Source organism: Staphylococcus sp. MI 10-1553 (assembly GCF_010365305.1).
GTDB lineage: Bacteria > Bacillota > Bacilli > Staphylococcales > Staphylococcaceae > Staphylococcus.
On sequence record NZ_CP048279.1, the window covers coordinates 2345143 to 2364062 of the forward strand.

Annotated in this window: 18 protein-coding genes; 9 read left to right on the plus strand and 9 right to left on the minus strand. The window is 36.5% G+C overall.

Annotation, left to right across the window (positions count from 1 at the left end):
- Nucleotides 1–31: 31 nt before the first annotated feature.
- The 3 genes from GZH82_RS11065 to GZH82_RS11075 all read right to left on the minus strand — a co-directional run bounded on the left by GZH82_RS11065 (nt 32) and on the right by GZH82_RS11075 (nt 2881).
- Entirely contained in the window at nt 32–1147 is a 1116-nt protein-coding gene (locus GZH82_RS11065; RefSeq protein ID WP_162682521.1) for a glycerate kinase, read from the minus strand.
- 355 nt (nt 1148–1502) lie between these two features.
- Complete coding sequence (ytxJ, locus tag GZH82_RS11070) at nt 1503–1823, minus strand: bacillithiol system redox-active protein YtxJ (protein WP_019166129.1); 321 nt, start codon at nt 1821–1823, stop codon at nt 1503–1505.
- A 164-nt stretch (nt 1824–1987) separates the two neighbouring features.
- The gene (locus GZH82_RS11075; RefSeq protein WP_162682522.1) at nt 1988–2881 is read right to left on the minus strand and encodes an EMYY motif lipoprotein; all 894 of its coding nucleotides are present in this window, start codon (nt 2879–2881) and stop codon (nt 1988–1990) included.
- A 110-nt stretch (nt 2882–2991) separates the two neighbouring features.
- On the opposite strand from GZH82_RS11075, the gene GZH82_RS11080 reads away from it, so the two are divergent.
- The 4 genes from GZH82_RS11080 (at nt 2992) to GZH82_RS11095 (ending at nt 5477) form a co-directional block, all read left to right on the plus strand.
- Entirely contained in the window at nt 2992–3510 is a 519-nt protein-coding gene (locus tag GZH82_RS11080; RefSeq protein ID WP_162682523.1) for a GrpB family protein, read from the plus strand.
- A 145-nt stretch (nt 3511–3655) separates the two neighbouring features.
- Nucleotides 3656–4585 (plus strand): UDP-N-acetylmuramate dehydrogenase, encoded by a 930-nt coding sequence (gene murB / locus GZH82_RS11085; RefSeq protein WP_457853028.1) that lies wholly within the window; start codon nt 3656–3658, stop codon nt 4583–4585.
- A gap of 24 nt (nt 4586–4609) precedes the next feature.
- The gene (locus GZH82_RS11090) at nt 4610–4924 is read left to right on the plus strand and encodes a CHY zinc finger protein (RefSeq protein ID WP_162682525.1); all 315 of its coding nucleotides are present in this window, start codon (nt 4610–4612) and stop codon (nt 4922–4924) included.
- Nucleotides 4925–5201: 277 nt separating this feature from the next.
- The gene (locus GZH82_RS11095; protein WP_162682526.1) at nt 5202–5477 is read left to right on the plus strand and encodes an NUDIX domain-containing protein; all 276 of its coding nucleotides are present in this window, start codon (nt 5202–5204) and stop codon (nt 5475–5477) included.
- Between the two features lie 323 nt (nt 5478–5800).
- Here the strand turns inward: GZH82_RS11095 and nrdF are convergent, their stop codons facing one another.
- The 3 genes from nrdF to nrdI form a co-directional block, all read right to left on the minus strand.
- Complete coding sequence (gene nrdF / locus GZH82_RS11100) at nt 5801–6763, minus strand: class 1b ribonucleoside-diphosphate reductase subunit beta (RefSeq protein WP_162682527.1); 963 nt, start codon at nt 6761–6763, stop codon at nt 5801–5803.
- A 302-nt stretch (nt 6764–7065) separates the two neighbouring features.
- Entirely contained in the window at nt 7066–9171 is a 2106-nt protein-coding gene (nrdE, locus tag GZH82_RS11105) for a class 1b ribonucleoside-diphosphate reductase subunit alpha (RefSeq protein ID WP_162682528.1), read from the minus strand.
- Complete coding sequence (gene nrdI, locus GZH82_RS11110) at nt 9134–9532, minus strand: class Ib ribonucleoside-diphosphate reductase assembly flavoprotein NrdI (protein WP_162682529.1); 399 nt, start codon at nt 9530–9532, stop codon at nt 9134–9136. Before nrdI ends, nrdE begins: the two co-directional genes overlap by 38 nt.
- A 624-nt stretch (nt 9533–10156) precedes the next feature.
- Here nrdI and GZH82_RS11115 point away from each other — a divergent pair.
- Nucleotides 10157–11038 (plus strand): DMT family transporter, encoded by an 882-nt coding sequence (locus GZH82_RS11115; protein WP_162682530.1) that lies wholly within the window; start codon nt 10157–10159, stop codon nt 11036–11038.
- Between the two features lie 19 nt (nt 11039–11057).
- Complete coding sequence (queF, locus tag GZH82_RS11120) at nt 11058–11558, plus strand: preQ(1) synthase (RefSeq protein ID WP_162682531.1); 501 nt, start codon at nt 11058–11060, stop codon at nt 11556–11558.
- Nucleotides 11559–11779: 221 nt separating this feature from the next.
- On the opposite strand, the gene GZH82_RS11125 is transcribed toward queF, so the two are convergent.
- Nucleotides 11780–11962: a GNAT family N-acetyltransferase gene (locus GZH82_RS11125; RefSeq protein WP_162682532.1), complete on the minus strand. Its 183-nt coding sequence runs from the start codon at nt 11960–11962 to the stop codon at nt 11780–11782.
- A gap of 560 nt (nt 11963–12522) precedes the next feature.
- Between GZH82_RS11125 and GZH82_RS11130 the strand changes: the two genes are divergently transcribed.
- The 3 genes from GZH82_RS11130 to GZH82_RS11140 all read left to right on the plus strand — a co-directional run bounded on the left by GZH82_RS11130 (nt 12523) and on the right by GZH82_RS11140 (nt 16988).
- Complete coding sequence (locus GZH82_RS11130; protein WP_162682533.1) at nt 12523–14028, plus strand: peptide MFS transporter; 1506 nt, start codon at nt 12523–12525, stop codon at nt 14026–14028.
- Between the two features lie 388 nt (nt 14029–14416).
- On the plus strand, nt 14417–15919 hold the full coding sequence (locus GZH82_RS11135; protein ID WP_162682534.1) for a peptide MFS transporter: 1503 nt from the start codon (nt 14417–14419) through the stop codon (nt 15917–15919).
- A 136-nt stretch (nt 15920–16055) separates the two neighbouring features.
- On the plus strand, nt 16056–16988 hold the full coding sequence (locus GZH82_RS11140) for a diacylglycerol/lipid kinase family protein (RefSeq protein WP_162682535.1): 933 nt from the start codon (nt 16056–16058) through the stop codon (nt 16986–16988).
- A gap of 88 nt (nt 16989–17076) precedes the next feature.
- Here GZH82_RS11140 and GZH82_RS11145 read toward each other — a convergent pair whose 3' ends face one another.
- Nucleotides 17077–17613: a 5' nucleotidase, NT5C type gene (locus tag GZH82_RS11145; RefSeq protein WP_162682536.1), complete on the minus strand. Its 537-nt coding sequence runs from the start codon at nt 17611–17613 to the stop codon at nt 17077–17079.
- A 101-nt stretch (nt 17614–17714) separates the two neighbouring features.
- Nucleotides 17715–18764, minus strand: a complete 1050-nt coding sequence (gene hisC / locus GZH82_RS11150; RefSeq protein WP_162682537.1) for a histidinol-phosphate transaminase — start codon at nt 18762–18764, stop codon at nt 17715–17717.
- Nucleotides 18765–18920 lie beyond the last annotated feature (156 nt).

Below are 18920 nucleotides of genomic sequence, written 5' to 3' on the forward strand. Positions count from 1 at the left end.
ACATTCCCAGTCTCTTTCCATGTATTTCTTATTAATTAAACGATGTACGCAACAATCGAATGGCTTGTACGGCATAATTTCTTAACTGTATCCCCATTTTGAAATCAATGAATGTTTTGGGCATCTCTATAAACGTGTTGAACATGCCTGTCACACCTAGTGCTTCGAATCGTTCGAATTTATCCGCTGTACCACATAGTGCGATGGCTAGCTTATCATATTGTTGGCATAGTTCAGCAATTCTTAATGAAGACGTTTCAATCATTTCGTCTTGTTCATCAATACCTTCACCAAATACAACTAAGTCCGCTTGTTTCACTAATGCATTCAAACCTGTAATTTGATCAACTAATTCGTGACTCGTATGAATTTCCGCTTTAAATAATGCATGCAACGTTGCCGCAATACCGCCACCCGCACCGCCTCTTTCAACCGTACCTAGCACGATATGATGCTGATGTTTAAACAATTCACTCCAATACCAAAGTAAATTATCAATAATCACCGCTTCTTCTCGGTCGATTTGAAGATTTGGATATGTTTTCATGACTGCACTCTGTTTTCCGTATAACTTACTCTCAAAATCTGTCACAATCTGAATACGGCACTGCTTCAAACCTTCATGCAACCCTTCGAGATCAATACGACGTACATGTTTGATTTGGCCGCCACCTTTTGTCATGTCAACGATTCGACCTTCATCATCATAAAACTGTGCACCTAAAGCTTGTAACATTCCTGCGCCACCATCAAATGTATCCATAGCACCTACTGAAATAATCATATGTTGCGCGTTTTTATCTAAAGCATGACGCATCACTTCGCCTAAACCAAAGCTTGTCTGTTGCACAAGTGGTAACGTCCCTTTTAAAAACTGCCCTGCTTCTATAACGGTAATGCCGTCATCTGTTTGACCATACGTTGCGTCTACAGCATGCATCGCCGCATCATGTACTGGAATTTGATATTGTGTACCAGATTTCCATAAAAAAATGGCATTTAATAATTCTCGTCTCCCATTAAATAGTGGGACTTGTACAATATCTACATCCTCGATTTGACTCGCCACACCTTCTTCTACATAGCGATTCGCGTCATAACTTGAAATAATGTGATTAAATTCATCCATAGCTACTAATATTTTCATGTGGTCACCCTCTTATCTCTCAAATATTTATGTTCAACATCTCGTGTGATTTGTCATATGCCTTAATGATTTGATATCTGTTTATAACTTCCAAACTCATTATTCTATATTATAGCCTTGACCTTCAAAAGTGTACAAATGAACCGAACAACTCATTTAAACCTCTTAACTCAATTCTCACGGTGATACGCACGCATCACGCTCATGTCACTTATCAAAATAAAAAGCAACACATCATAGTTTATCACGTGTGTTGCTTTCATATATTTTCAAATATTTCTTGCTTACGCTTTTCAGGGTCTATCGATCATGACAGATCATCACATCGATTCAACCATTATCAATCAATGCCAGCCTATTCCTCAGCTTTCGCAAGTTCAGAGACATTCACATTTTTATGACTGTCGTGCCACTTTACCTCACCGTTTACGAAATAAAGCGCTTGAGGTGATTCATGTTGGACACCTGTCTTTTCAGCAATATAATCCGATAATTCACGTGCTTCTTGAACAACTACATAGTAACCATCCATATCACGTTCATATAAAAATTTATTAAATTGGTCGAACGCGTTTTCCGAAATCGGACAAGTATTGCTATGTTTTAAAATAAATATATATGGATTCTCTTCAATCATTTGTTCGAATTGGTCAATCGAAGTTAGCTTAATCGCCATTCTCTTCACCTCTAAGTAGATTTTCTGTTTGTCTTTTATCTAAAATAACTAAGTACTTTTCTCAATGTTTACCATTATACACACATAATATAGGCTTGTTAACCTTTAATTTTTAAACTACTGCTCATCTACCGAAACACCCAATATTAACCAAAGTGATTCCGTTAACTTGAATTCAACTGATCACGCTGATTTTCGTACGGTGCGTTGTAGCTATCTAAATCTTTAGCTTTCGTAATGAGTTTACGGATATTCGCCTGAGCCAATTTTTGATTATATTCAATCGTTTTGAGACGTTCTTGATAATAGCGCTCAAGACTGTAATACATTTGAACTGCATTTTGTCGTGCGCGGTTCGTCATCTCATCTCGTAATTGCATTTCATTTAAATCTTTAATCTGTGTTTGAACTAACGGAATCACTTCTTCTTGAATCGCCTGCATTTGTGCCTTCCCATCTTTTTCACGGATAGAAGTCTCTGCTTTATCTTTTATGTGCCGATTATTTTCATCGAGTCGTGCTTCTAATTTTGTGCTATCTTCTATGCCTTGCGACGTTTGTTTCGCACTGCTTATTTGTGTCTCTACACGACTGCGATACTTTTCAAATTGTTGTGTGAAATCAAGTATGTTTTCATTCGCACGTATTGAATTTTGGCAGAGTACGATAAACTGCTCCAATTTTTCAATTACTTTTTCTTTACCCTTTATTCCCTCTAAATATGTAGACTTCAACGCTTTCAAATCTTTATTTTGTTCAGTAAGTGCTTTGGCCTCTTGATGATACGCTTTCATCTCTGGCTTTAATTTATCGTCAATTTGCTTTTTAAGTTGATCAAACGCTTGCTTGTTCGCATCTGTCGTATCTGTTTGACTCAAATCATAAAGTTGGTTTAAATTCATTTGTTCCAATGTTTGATTCACAATGCGTTCTTTTTCTGCGACAGTCTTCATTTGTTGATCGAATGCATGCATCTGCTTTTGAGATGATGCCATACATGCGGTAAGACTGCCAATCATCAGGAAACTTAAAATGATCATTTTTATCCATTTTTTCATCGCTGCACCTCTTATTCAATTCGTATTATACATAAACGTATTTAACTTGAAAATAATATATGATATAGTAATGCAGAATTACGCAAAAGGACACTCAAGGAGGCCTTCATATGTATCGTCATGTCCAACCTTTTACGATTGAAAATCAACAGACATTTTATGCGACACAATACGAAAAAAATCAGCACATTTTGTTTGATCTCTTAGACTCACCAGTGAAGTTCACACAGCATATTGGCGGTACTTTTCATTTTAATTATCCGACTGAACCCATTTTAGATATTTTAGTCGGTGTTGAAAATTTGCATGACATTACGTCTTTAGATGAAAAGCGATTAAACTATGCAGGATTTTATCGCTTACACCATGCTTATGAAAAGAAAGTCGTGATGGCAAAATTTAATAATCTGAATGAATTAAAGCAAGAAGTCCGTTTACATATTATTCAAATGCACACGCCTACTTTCCAACAATATCAACAATTTCACGAATTATTAACGCATCATCCAGCAGCCATTCAATTTTTTAAAGCCCAAAAAGCCTCTCTCGTACAACAATTCATGCCTATCCGAGATTATGAAAACTTAAAAAAGCAATGGTTTAAACAACTTCAACAATACGCAACATAAAAAGGTTCATACATGACGCGTTCTATTAAAACAGTTAAAATATAATTAAGTCTAAAAATACCAAACTTACTTTGTAAAGACCATCAAATATGAAAAATTGATTTATAGTTGGCAAAAACACTATGGATTATAACGAACAGAAAGGATGTTATTTGTGAATCATTCTAGCATCTTACAGGATTTAGAAAAACTGATTCCTGCAAGTATTATTAAGGTAAATGAACCATTAAAACGCTATACTTACACTGAAACTGGAGGGAATGCGGATTTTTATATTTCACCTGAACGTTATGAAGATGTACAAAAAGTCGTGAAATATGCGTATGAACATCACATACCAGTGACCTATTTGGGAAATGGTTCAAATATTATTATTAGAGACGGCGGTATTCGAGGGATTGTTTTGAGCTTACTTTTATTAAATCACATCGTTACTTCTGATGCGACGATCATTGCAGGCAGTGGTGCGGCCATTATCGATGTGTCTCGAAAAGCCCGTGACGTTTCATTAACAGGGCTTGAATTTGCATGTGGAATCCCTGGTTCTATCGGTGGCGCTGTTTATATGAATGCAGGCGCTTATGGGGGCGAAGTAAAAGATGTGATCGATTACGCACTTGTCATTGATGAACGTGGAGAGTTGCTTAAATTAACGCATAATGAACTTGAATTGGATTATCGTAATAGCATTATCCAACAACAGCATTATGTCGTGTTGGAAGCTGCTTTTACGCTAACACCTGGGAAGCAAGAAGACATTCAAGAGAAAATGGATGATCTCACAGAACGACGCGAATCTAAACAACCTCTTGAATTTCCATCATGCGGCAGTGTTTTCCGTCGTCCACCCGGTCATTTTGCAGGTCAACTAATTCAAAATGCCGACTTGCAAGGGCATCGTATTGGTGGCGTCGAAGTCTCTCGTAAACATGCTGGATTTATGGTGAATGTGGATCACGGGACAGCTACAGACTACGAAAACTTAATTCATCATGTCCAAAACGTCGTGAAAGAAAAATTTGGGATTGAGTTAGAAAGAGAAGTTCGTATTATTGGGGAAGATTTAGAGAAATAAAGAAAAGTTTAAGGAGCGAATGCAATGCCGAAAGTTTATGGTGCGACTGTCGACCAAGAAACACGTTGTACACACTACAATACGCCATTCGATGTGATCGCAATTAAGTTTAAATGTTGTCATAAATATTATCCTTGCTTTAAATGTCATAATGAATCTGAAAAACATCGTCCGAAGCGTTGGCATTCGGATGAATTTGATGAGCGCGCTATTTTATGCGGCGTTTGCGGTTATGAGATGTCGATTGAAACGTATATGATGACCGAATCTTGTCCTAAGTGTGAAGCACATTTTAATAACAGATGTAAGTTTCATTATCACCATTATTTCGAAATTTAACGATACTTTTAGGATTGAAATCATGTCATTGAGATGTGTATTCAATCCTTTTTTTGTACTTGAGACATATCTTAATCCTCCATCTACTTGAACACATACATCATCCCTCCTAACGCTATAAGCAAGCGAAACAGGTCATCAAATATATTGCATGGTCATCGCAATTATTGAGGTGAATTGATAAACATTTGACGATTGATGTATGATGAAGAAGATTCACATCTCGTCATATTCAAGTAAAGAGAAGTGTCCTACCTTATCAATTGGAGGATATAGCATGTACAGAAATAAGCTGATTCCCGCCGTATATATTGTGATTGAACAAGACGGTCATCAATTATATTTAAGAAGGTCAAATACAGGTTATGAAAATGGAAAATTATCGTCACCCGCTGGTCATATTGAAAAAGGTGAGATGCCCTATCAAGTAGCGACGAGAGAATCATTTGAAGAATTAAATATTGTTGTAAATCCTGAAGCTCTTAACGTCAAGCATGTTTGTTCCAGATATGAAGAAAAAAGAATCGACTACTATTTAAAAGTCAATCGTTAGACAGGAAACATCATCAATCATGAACCTCATACATGTTCAGAACTTATTTGGTTACAACAACCCAATGACGAAGTGAAAGACGTCGTTAAACAATGCATACAACACATTCATCAAAGCGTTTATTTAGTGATTCTAAACACTAATAGCCTTACGTTACTTTTTAACATTTCAAAAATAATTATTTATAGTGTCTCAAATGTTTCGACTGTGCTGTTCATCTATCACGAACATATCGATCAACTTGTTTTCCATATCAAAAAAGAGCGAAACAACATGTCCTTTCGAACGTACTGTTGCTCCACTCTTCTTTAATACTTTAATGATTAGAAAATGAAATCTTCATCTTGCAATGCTTCTACATTCAATGCCAAAACATAACCATCACCTTTAACCGAGAAGAAGTCATGGTTTTTCGTTGATGTATCGAGTGCGTTTTCAATAATCGGACTGAATTCACGCTCTTCGAAATACGGTTCAAATCCTAAGTTTGACAGTGCTTTATTCCCGTTATAACGGACATAGTTCATGACATCATCAGCTAAGCCAATCGGTTCATATAAGCTACGTGTATACGATTCTTCATTGGCATATAAGTCTTCTAATAACTTATACATTTCTGTGTCTGCTTTTTGTTTTTCACTTTCTGATAATTCATTACGTAAACTTTGCGCGTCTAAACCAGTGAATACACCGTGAATCGATTCATCTAATAAAATTTTACGAATAATTTCACCAGATGTCGTCATGCGGCCTTGTCCTGCCAAATATAGCGGATAATAAAAACCTGAATAGAATAGGAAAGTTTCTAAAAAGACACTTGAAACACGCGCCATGTATTGATCATAAATAGACGCTTCTTTCCCCCACAATTTATGGTAATTGCTAATAATTTTCTCAGATTTGTATTTTAAATGTGGTTCTTCAAGTACCCATTTATCTAGTAACTCATTCGTTTCTCTAGAAGGTAACAGCGTCGTAAAAATATGCGAATAACTCTTAGCATGGATTTGTTCCATCATCCCCATGAATGCGTAAACGGCTTTTTTACGTAAATCTTTCGTATGTAGCATGATTAATGGCATTCCGTCATCAGCTTGGTGTGTATCCAAACCCGTTAAACCTGCCAATGCTTTTTTAAACGCTTCTTGTTCTGCTTCAGTTAAAGTTTTCCAACTTGCGATATCTTTTGAAACTTTAAATTCCGTTTCCACCCACATTTGAGCAATGTTCTGGCGCCAAAACATATTCGTCATATCTTCTTGTGTGTTCCAATTTACAGCTATCATTGACCTTATCTGCTCCTATCTTTATTATGATGTGTAAACAATGGGGCCAAACGCGTGCCCCATTCCCTAAATTTTTTAAAGTTGCGAGTGAGACAGCTACTTAACGTACTGTCCCACTCTGGCAAGACTGAACGATTAAAATAGAAATCTCGTTCAGTCATCGCCTGCCCCACGTTCGTTTCTGTTATAAGGCTAGGACATTCCATCTTCCTAGCCTTATTTCTCATAGTTCAATTTACATAAAGTTTCTAAGCATTGATGAACAATTGGCAATTGCAAAGCTTCCTACATTGACATCGATATTAAATCGCACAGCTTGTACATTCTTCTACACTCAATAATTTATTTCTTGTGTAATACAATGATTTTAAGCCTTTATGATGTGCGTATACGTATAAACGTGACAGTTCACGTGTTGAAATTTCTGAATTAACATATAGAATCGTTGAAATCCCTTGATCAATATGTGTTTGAATCGTTGCAATAAGATCAATCAACTTCATTTGATCGATGTTGAATGCTGATTTGTAATACCACATTGTTTGCGGTGATAAAAACGGCATTGGATAAAACGTTTCTGAGTTACCGTAAGTACGACGCTCAATTTGGTCAACAATTGGCATCACTGAGCTTGTTGCGTTTTGTACATATGAAATACTTTGTGTTGGCGCAATCGCTAAACGGTACGCGTGATATAAACCATGTTTTTCTACTTCTGCTTGCAATGCTTGCCAATCTTCACGTGTCGGAATAGGATGATTTTCAAACAACGCTTTTACTTTTTCAGATTGTGGCAAGAAGTCTTCAGCAGTATAGCGTTCAAAATAACGACCGTTTGCATAATCTGATTTATCAAAGTCTGCAAATGCTTCACCACGTTCTTTCGCAATTTGCATTGAACGTTCGATTGAATAATAGTTCATCATCATAAAGAAAACATTCGCAAAATCTTTAGCTTCTTCTGATTCATAGCTGATATGATTTTTCGCTAAATAACCGTGCAAGTTCATCACACCTAAACCTACTGAGTGCAATTCACTGTTCGCCTTTTTCACACCTGGCGCATTTTGAATGTTCGCTTCGTCACTTACGACTGTTAACGCGTCCATACCTGTGTGTACAGAATTTCTAAACTGATCTGATTCCATTACATTCACAATATTTAATGAACCTAAGTTACAAGAAATATCACGCTTAATTTCATCTTCTACACCGTAATCGTTAATGATTGAAGTCTCTTGCAGTTGGAAAATTTCTGTACATAAGTTACTCATTTTAATTTGACCGATGTTAGCATTTGGATGCACACGGTTCGCATTGTCTTTAAACATTAAATAAGGGTAACCTGATTGCAACTGTGTTTGTGCAATCATATTTAACATTTCACGTGCATCTTTACTTTTCTTCATAATATTTGGATTGGCCACAAGATCATCGTAGTAATCCTCAATATTAATGTCGTCCAATGTTACGCCATATTCTTGTTCTACCGTGTGTGGCGCGAACATGAAGAAGTCTTTCCCTTCTTTGGCTAACTCGAAAAATTTAGATGGCACAATTAAGCCTGTTGAAATCGTTGAAAGACGTAAATCTTCATCCGCGTTAATTTTTTTCGTATCTAAAAACTCTTCTACATCATAGTGGAAAATGTTCAAGTACACTGCGCCTGCACCTGGACGTTGGCCTAACTGATCGGCATAGCTAAAGCCACCTTCAAGCGCTTTTGCAATCGGTAAGACACCTTTCGCAACACCTTTAATGCCTTTAATCGCTTCACCTCTCGCACGTAATTTCGAAAGGTTAATCGCTACACCGCCACCGATTTTACTCAATTGCTTAGCTGTTGAATCGATAAAGTTAATAGAGTTTAAACTGTCGTCTACTTCTAATAAGAAACATGAAACTAACTCGCCTCTACGTGCACGACCCGCATTTAAAAATGTAGGTGTCGCTGGTTGGTAACGTTGCTCGACCATAGCTTGAATCAATTGTTTCGCTAGGTCAACATTCCCTTTTGCAAGGTAGAGTGACACAATGAACACATGTTGATGATAGTCTTCAAGATATTGTGACTTATCATTCGTCTTTAATGCATAATCTTTGAAAAATTTACTTGCTGACATATAACTTGCAAATCGAAATGGAATTGCTATTGTAAATGCAATCAATTCAACAAGTTGTGCTTCACTGTATTCTTCAAACACATTGTAATAAAAATTGTTATCAACCAAAAAGTGAAGGCGTTCCAATTCGCTGTCGAAATGAACGGTTTTATCTTGAATCTCTTCTAAATAAATCGCAAGTGCTTCTTGATCTTTCTCAAGTTGGAAAAAGCCATTTTCATTTCTTTTAGTCACTTGGTTGTTAAGTTCAATATGCTTGTACTGTTTTTGTTCCATAGTTTTCATAAAAATTGACCACCTTCTCTTTAAATTCTGTTGTATCTTGACTATTGCCGTGTAATTCAAACTTCATCAGTAAAGGGACGTGATACGTATCTGCAATCGTCGTGCCAGCTTTCGCAAAATTGCTTCCCCAGTTACGATTGCCACTCGCAGCCACACCCTTTAAATTTTCATGATTAATTTCTAAAAATTGTTGGACTGGTTGAGGTACCTCACCAAAACCAATTGTACCTGTCACAATAATAAAAGGTTCAGTCACTTCTTCTGAGGCATTGCTTTCATTAATCTCTAGTGTGTTATCAAGTTCTGTGCGTTTAACGAATCGTCTCACATTACCCGTAAAAGAATAAAATACCACTTTCATCCTGAATAACCACCTTTCTCACGAGATAAATGATTCGTGTATTGTTTAATGTCACTTTTTCTTATCCACAATATAAATGTTATTAAATAAAATACGAACATATATTTGCTATTAATTGATTTATAGAATAAGTTAAAAAGTTGCTAACGTGCCATTATTCGCATCTCATAATGACACACATTGACACAGCTACTATATGTAGATTATCAAAGAAATAGAATGTTCAAAATCGTGTAAACCTCCATTGATTTTGTCCATTCTTGTGCTGTTAGTCATCTCTCAAACACTATATATTGTGTTTCATTTCGTTCTCTCATACTATATTATGTGTTTCATTATACAGAACTCTATTCTTAATTTAAAGAGATAAATTGGAACTTTTGTCACCCATTGTCATCAAAAGCGATGATATCAACCACTAGAAGAGCAAAAAAATTATTTTCTGATTGAAAGTGCATGTCTCACTTGACTTTCTTAACCGGAACGTTTATATAGATTCCTAAAACAGAACATACGTTCTCTTTTATTGTATCTCCTTTTAGTAAAATTGCAAGATATAATGCAAGTTGTATCATTTTGTGCTACTATGTATAAGTCAAATTTTTATCAATAAGAGGCGATATCATGAATACTAAAGTGAAAGGAATCATCGCTATTTTAATTTCTGCTATTGGTTTTAGTTTTATGGCAGTTTTTTTTCGTCTATCCGGCGATTTACCCGTATTTCAAAAATCACTCGCTCGAAATTTCGTAGCCATGTTTATTCCGTTATTCTTTATTATTAAATATAAACAGCCCTTCTTCGGTAAACTGAGCAGTCAACCTTTATTAGTGACACGCTCTGTTTTAGGTTTAGTGGGCGTACTGTTAAACATATATGCCATTGATCACATGGTGTTAAGCGATGCCGATATTTTGATGAAATTGAATCCTTTTTGGACGATACTGTTAAGCCTCATCTTTTTAAAGGAATTTATTCAAAAATATCAAATCACTTCAATGGTTATCGCAATCATAGGTATGCTTTTCGTCGTCAAACCTGAATTTTCATCTGATGTCATTCCTGCGTTTATCGGACTGTTATCAGGTGTTTTCGCAGCCTCAGCTTATACGGCTGTACGTGCTTTAAGTACACGAGAAGCGCCTTACACGATTGTATTTTATTTCTCATTCTTTTCAGTTGTCATACTGATACCATTTGTCGCATTCACATTTGAACCGATGAGTTTGACTCAAATCGTCTACTTGATTTTAGCAGGTCTGTCGGCTGCAGTAGGTCAAATCGGTATCACAGTCGCATATAGTTACGCACCAGCCAAAGATATTTCGATATTCACTTATGCGTCTATTATTTTTACAGCAATTATCGGCTTCATCTTATTCAATGAGTCACCTGATTTTTATGCCATCATCGGTTATATCATTATTTTAAGTGCAAGCTATTATATGTTCGAAAAAGCACGACGCTCAGCGCGATCTAAGCATCGTGAACAACCATCAAAATAATTTAAAGGAGGCCTTCCCCATGGCAGAAGGGCGTTCAAAAAACGAATTACAAGATATTACACTTCTCGGTAACCAAAACAACACTTACAACTTTGATTACCGTCCAGATGTTTTAGAAACATTTGATAATAAACATCAAAATCGTGATTACTTTGTTAAATTTAACTGTCCTGAGTTCACATCTTTATGTCCGATTACAGGGCAACCTGATTTCGCTACGATTTACATTTCATATATTCCAAATGTCAAAATGGTCGAATCTAAATCATTAAAACTTTATTTATTCAGTTTCCGTAATCACGGTGATTTCCATGAAGACTGTATGAACATTATTATGAATGACTTAATCGAGTTGATGGATCCGCATTACATTGAAGTGTGGGGCAAATTCACACCACGTGGCGGTATTTCAATCGATCCGTACACTAACTATGGTCGTCCAAATTCGAAATACGAAAAAATGGCGGAACATCGTCTCATGAATCATGACATGTACCCAGAAAAAATCGATAATCGTTAAAAGCAATACGATTAGAGTTAAGCAAAGTCAATCAGGGGACGAAACCCTAATACTTGATTTGCGTAATCATGAATTAGGGTTTCGCCTTATATTATAAACCTATAAGTATATCTAAATTTAACACAAAAAATGAGTAAAAAAGAAACAAACTCGTTCATCATTCTTTAATAATGATAATCACCTTCTTTCAAAAACAAATCCACACTTATCCAACATTTTTTTCATCTTAAATTTATTTGATACACTTCTCCATACACTTTAATCATATCCATTTCTTTAGTAGCATGATTATAAATCAATTCAAGAGCCTTTCCCCCAATACCCATATCTCTATAGTTTTTATGAAGTGCAATACCAATACGTGAATTTTTATTATAATAATCATTGTCATATAACATTCCCATTCTTACTGGTTTACAAGTGTTTTTTAGTATTTCGGCATCATTGAACTACACCTAGCTAATTTTTAAATTTTTTCTAGTTGTTACACTGAATATGTAGGAGAATGTTGAATTGAGCTAATATTTCTCTATCTTTAACAAATGAGTATCGACTGCTTACAATCTCCTAGCTTAATAGACACACCTTAACTAAGAAAAGAAACTAACAATTAAAATTTGTAATATTTCTTAAAACAATTATCCAATTTTTGTCTGTTAATTGCTTTCATCTTAATAGTTTGAGATTAACTTGATGAAATTATAAATATTTTTTAAATCAAACTAAATGCTATTGACACAAATACAATTAACACTACAATATATATATTCAAGCTACTTATATTATCACTGTCGGAATATACGTACAAAAAACAGATCAACTGTACATCAAGAAGAAAACTATATATATTTACATAGCCATAAAAATATATTGTAAAATGTTCTTTGTATAAAAAATTCTTGTGTATGATACCGATGAGTTATAGAATAAGTTTAACTTTATTTGAACTGGGGGGAATTTATCAATGAATTCGCATTATACAAAAGAAGAAATCCTTAACAGTACGCCACGTTCGGGTTTTTTCGGTCATCCGAAAGGGTTAAGCACGCTAGTATTTACAGAATTTTGGGAACGTTTTAGTTACTACGGTATGAAAGGTATTTTAGCTTTCTACATTTATTATTCAGTAGCTAAAGGTGGATTCGGCCTAGATCAAGGCGTCGCACTTCAAATCGTTTCAATTTACGGCGCTTTAGTTTATATGAGTGGCGTCATCGGAGGTTGGATTGCTGACCGTATCACAGGCACACGTCACGCACTGTTTTATGGTGCTGTGCTCATCATGCTTGGTCACATTTTAATGTCACTCCCAAACAGCCTCGTCTTATTACTTATCGCATTACTCTTTTTAATTATGGGGACAGGTCTGTTGAAACCAAATATCTCCTCAACAGTAGGATTGTTATACGATAAGAACGACGCGCGTATGGATTCGGCGTTCACTATCTTTTATATGAGTATTAATTTAGGGGCATTACTCTCACCACTGATTATCGGATGGGTGCAAGTAAATGTCGGTTTCCATGTCGGCTTTGCTATTGCCGCTGTAGGGATGTTTTTCGGTTTATTGGCATACTTATTCACGAATAAAAAGTCACTCGGTCTTGCAGGTGTTGAAGTGCCAGATCCATTAACGAAAAAAGAACGTTCAAGACTCATCAAAATTGTCGGCAGTATTGTTGTAGTACTTGTCCTTATAGGTGTTGTACTGCAGTCAACAGGACACTTAACAATTGGCACACTCTCAAACGTCATTACCGTTTTAGGTGTACTCTTGCCGATTCTTTTATTTACGAGAATCATTTTAAGCAAGAAAACAGCTGATTATGAACGTAAACGTGTTTTTGCATACATTCCATTGTTTATCGCGTCTGTTGCCTTTTGGATGATTCAAGAGCAAGGGTCAACGGTTTTAGCACAGTTCTCTGATACAAAAACACAACTTGAATTAGCTAAAGTCACAGGGGGATTAATTGATTTCCATGTCCCACCAGCATGGTTCCAATCTTTAAATCCATTTTTCATTATTATTTTGGCACCTTTATTCTCAATTTTATGGGTGAAGTTGGGCCGTTATAATCCGCCGACTGTCGTAAAGTTTGCACTGGGTGTTATTTTAGCCGGCCTGTCATATTTGATCATGATTATTCCAGACAGTAGCAGTTTGATCAATCCGTTCTGGTTAGTCGCGAGCTTCTTACTCGTGACATTTGGCGAGCTTTGCTTATCTCCTATTGGTTTATCGACAACAACAAAGCTTGCACCTGATGCATTTGCAGGTCAAATGATGAGTATATGGTTTTTATCGAACGCCATGGCGCAAGGTTTAAATGCACAAATGGTGAAGATTTATGTCCATATGAGTACAAACGAGTACTTCCTTTATTCAGGAATCTTCGCGGTCGCTATCGGTATTATCTTAATTTTAATTACACCATTGATTAAAAACTTAATGCAAGGCGTGAAATAAACTCAATACTTTTTCGTACATCTGAGAGGTTTTGGCATGGACGTGCTGAATCTCTCATATTTATTTTTAAAAAACTTTCTTACGACACTTCATCTCCACATTCGTTTCTTCCATCGTCAAACATGCGTTGTCGATTTAAACATGCATTGTCATCCCTCTCTTTATCAAAAACCGAGAATACTCGTGACTTTAGTCATGAGAGGTTCAATACCATCTATGCGGAGCAAACAACAATGATACAAATAGTGTATGATTAAACCATTTCTCACTTTATTTTTTGTCTGAATTTTTTAAATTTTGTTATTTTTTTAAAACTAATTGCTATTTATTTTCATCAGGCGTAAACTTTCTATTATATGTTTTGTTCAGATAGGAAGGATTGATTGAAATGTCAGAATTATCACACGAAAAAGCTGTACAAGAAATTCCTCAAAAAGGATTCTTCGGTCATCCTCGTGGTCTAGGCGTATTATATACCGTAGAATTCTGGGAAAGGTTTAGTTATTACGGTATGCGTGCCCTATTGATTTACTACATTTACTACAATGTTAGTCAAGGTGGTTTAGGGCTCGAAAAAACATTCGCTCAATCGTTGATAGCTGTGTATGGCTCGTTAATCTTCATGACATCTATTTTAGGGGGCTGGGTAGCTGACCGAATACTGGGGACAAGACGCTCCATGTTTTATGGTGCTGTGTTAATTATTATCGGTCACATTTGTTTAAGCTTACCCTTTGGTTTAACAGGATTACTGTCATCAATGTTCTTTATTATTGTAGGTTCAGGTCTGATGAAACCAAACATTTCAAATATTGTGGGTCGTCTCTATCCTAAAGACGATAGCCGTGTAGATTCAGGGTTCGTTATTTTCTATATGGCCGTGAATATGGGGGCGTTTATTTCACCACTCGTATTAGACCACTTTAGAAATGTAGGTAACTTCCACGGTGGTTTCTTAATTGCTGCGATTGGTATGGGGCTGTCACTCCTTTTTTACCTTTTATTTCATAAGCGTAATCTAGGACGTATCGGCGTCGCACCACCGAATCCTTTAAGCCCAGTAGAAAAGAAAAAGTATGGTATGATTTTCGGTCTGATTATCGCTGCGATTGTCGTAGTCGTTGCGATTGCATCTATGACTGGAACACTTTCTTTTAATTTAGTGAGTTTAATCGTATTAGTTTTAGGATTTGCATTACCATTTGTTTATTTTACGATTATGATTGTGAGTAAAGATACAACAGATGTCGAACGTTCACGTGTTATCGCGTTTATTCCTTTATTTGTGGTCGGCGTCATTTTCTGGTCGATTCAGGAACAAGGGGCTAACGTACTTGCTGTATACGCGGATGAAAAAGCAGACCTTGCTTTCAACTTATTCGGATGGGAAAGTGTTTTCCCTGTGACATGGTTCCAATCGATTAACCCATTTTTCATTGTCGTCTTCGCACCAGTCATTTCTTGGCTATGGAGAAGATTAGGGCGTTTTGAACCAAGTTTACCAATTAAGTTCGCAATCGGTTTATTTTTAGCAGGTAGCTCGTTCATGCTAATGATGGGTGTGATTTATGCTTACAATGATGCCAACATTTGGTTTGTATGGATTATTTTGTCATATATCATTTGTGTGGTTGGTGAACTTTGTATTTCACCAACAGGAAACAGTTCAGCTGTTAAACTTGCACCTGAAAACTTCAACTCTCAAATGATGAGTTTATGGTTGTTAACGAATGCAACAGCACAAGCAATCAATGCACAACTTGTGAAACTTCAACCTATTATCGGGAACCAAAACTATTTCGGTCTCATCGGTGGCATCGCTATCGTTGTCGCTCTCTTAGCCGTAATCGGTTCGCCATTTATTTTAAGAGCTATGAAAGGTATTCGTTAACATTACAATAAGGTGAGTATACATTTGGGACATCCCTCGTGTACTCACCCTTTTTTATATATTGAAGTTGTCATGATTAACATCAGCACAATTGCGGTATACAATGGAGTGTACGTGAATTGAAAGGAGCAATCTTATGGCACCACATTACGAACACGGCGTTCTTTTTTATCATCAACATTCAGGACTCAACAAAATACACGAAGGCTTGGGTGAAGTGACTGTCGCGCTTACCCAACTCTGCAAAAGATATACCATTCAATTAAGTGAAAATGAAGGTGACATCGAAAAGTATTGTCAACATATACAAGCACAAGACAATCGCGAACACATTGATGTCCTGTTCATTTTAGGTGGCGATGGAACGGTCAATGAATTAATTAATGGTGTCTTAAAATATGACTTAAACCTTCCAGTCGGTATTATTCCGGGTGGCACGTTTAATGACTTTGCGAAAACACTGAATTTATCTACTAAGGCAGGCCCAGCGAGTCAAGATCTGTTGCTTGCTTCACCTCAAAAATACGATGTGATGAAAGTTGAAGATCATTATGTATTAAACTTTGCAGGTATTGGTTTGATGGTACAAAATGCTGAAAATGTACAAGGTAAATCTAAAGACTTGTTCGGCAAATTAAGTTATATTACGTCAACACTTAAAACACTTTCTAATCCAAAACCTTTCAACTATACATTAGACATTGATGGTCGAACGTTTACAGGTGAAACGTCCATGTTGTTATTTGCGAATGGTCGTTTTATCGGTGGCGGCAAAATTCCGCTCATGGAAATGTCTCCATCTGACGGCGAGCTCAATACGTTTATTTTTAATAATTACAGCATGAGCATTCTTAAAGACATTTTTAGCTTACGTGATAGTATGACGTGGAGTGAAATTAGCGACAATATCGAACATATCCCAAGTCGTCAGATTCACGTGCATACTGAGCCGTCAATGCGCGTCGATATCGATGGTGAAATTTCTTTAAATACACCTGTTGATATTGAAATCATCCCTCAAGCGATTGAATTGCTGACGGTAGACCCAGGGCAAGCAAAAGATAACTAGAGAATAAAATCAAAAAAAGCAGTGAAACGCTATAATGGCGTCACTGCTTTTTTCGTGTTTGGAAATTAAAAAATGCTGCTTTTAAACGTTATGCTTCTTTACCGAAAAAGTAGGCTTCTACTTCTTTCCAGTTATTCACACGCTCAAAATCGGTATTCCCTTCATTGTGCGGCGCTGAAAACATCAACGGCTTCCCTGTATGTCCCCCAAGTTGACGCGGATTGTCATCAATTAAATAATCAGTCGCGACAATGTCTTTACGGCCACAGAACACAAATTGTTGTGAATCTAAAAATGGGAAATGTTTCAGCAACCATTCGTATTTGTCATGGAAAGATGTCGGCACATCCATTGCAGCTGTGACAATATAAATGTCATAGTGCTCCGCTAATTTTTTAATAACCTCTTGCGCATCTTTCATCACATCTAAACGGCCAAAAAAGCCATCTGATGCCAAAATATCACGGATTTCTTTCGTATGTTCTGGCATGATTTCATAAATACGTTTTCCAGCGATTTGATCGATTGTCACACCTAATTGTGTACGGCGGTTCAACTCATCTAAAATCGCGCCCATCGTATCTGCCAGTACTTCATCCATATCAATCCCTATTGAAGTTCTCATGTTATCGCTCCTTGTATACATTCATCTCACCGCTTTATCATAACATACTTTGTCTAAGCGTTGGATGATTCCCGCACAAGCGCGTCTGTCATTTTTTTAGATTAAAATGATTTTAACACGTTGCGAATCACTTCATTTTGTTCTGGAAAACCTAATGAAATACGGACACCATTAGGGAAAAGACGCGCAATAATGCCGTTACGTAACAATGTCTCATCCAATTCTTTTGCACGCTCTGTCTCTACAAAGACAAAGTTCGTTTGAGACGGATAAATTTTTAAAGCTGTTTCAAGCTCAAAAAACTTTTCACGTTCAACACGGTTCGTCTCCACGACTTGTTGTAGATATTCCTGATCTTCTAACGCTTTCAATGCTGCTTGTTCAGATAAACGTGTCGTATTAAACGGTGGACGGATTACGTTTAATTGTGCAGCTAACTCTGGCGCAGAAATGAGATAACCGATACGTAAGCCTGCTAAACCATACGCTTTGGAGAACGTACGCATTAACGCGACATTGTCGTATTGCTTCATTAATTCTAACGTTTTTGGATAATCTTCTGCAGAAACATACTCCGCATAAGCCTCATCCATAAATACTGGAATGTGTGCAGGCACCTTTTCTAAAAACGCTACAATATCATCGTGTGTGTGATATGTTCCAGTTGGATTATTCGGGTTACAAATCCAAACTGCTGCTGTTTTGTCATTAATAGTTGCTGCGATACCGTCTAAATCAAATGTTCCATCAATTAGCGGCACTTGAATTGTCTCAGCATCTTCTACTACCGCATTGTGAAGATATTGGCCAAACGTCCCCGCACTCGTCACAATATTGTCTCCTGCGCGCACTAACGTTCTAGAAATAATCACAATCATTTCATCAAGCCCTGCACCAAAAAGAACTTGCGATTTGTCTACACCATAATGTTTTGCAATGGCTTCTTGTAACAATGGCGCATTGGGTTCAGGGTATAAAAAGAGATCATCCACATGGTCTTTAATTGCTTGTTTCGCTTTAGGAGATGGACCAAATAAGTTTTCATTAGAAGCATGTTTATGAAGTTCACTCTCAATCCCATACTTTTCTTTTAATTTCTCCGGTGACAATCCAGGTTGATACGCACTTAATTTAGAAATTTGAGACTTCATTTCTAAACCTCCCATAAATCAGAATTTTTAAAATATATTTACTAGTATAACGATTAACACTTTAAAATGCTAGAGTATTCGTCTATTTATTCGCAGACAATCAAAAGTTCGAACAAAAATTTTGATCACTCGCAAGTAAAAAGGCAATGTCGTACG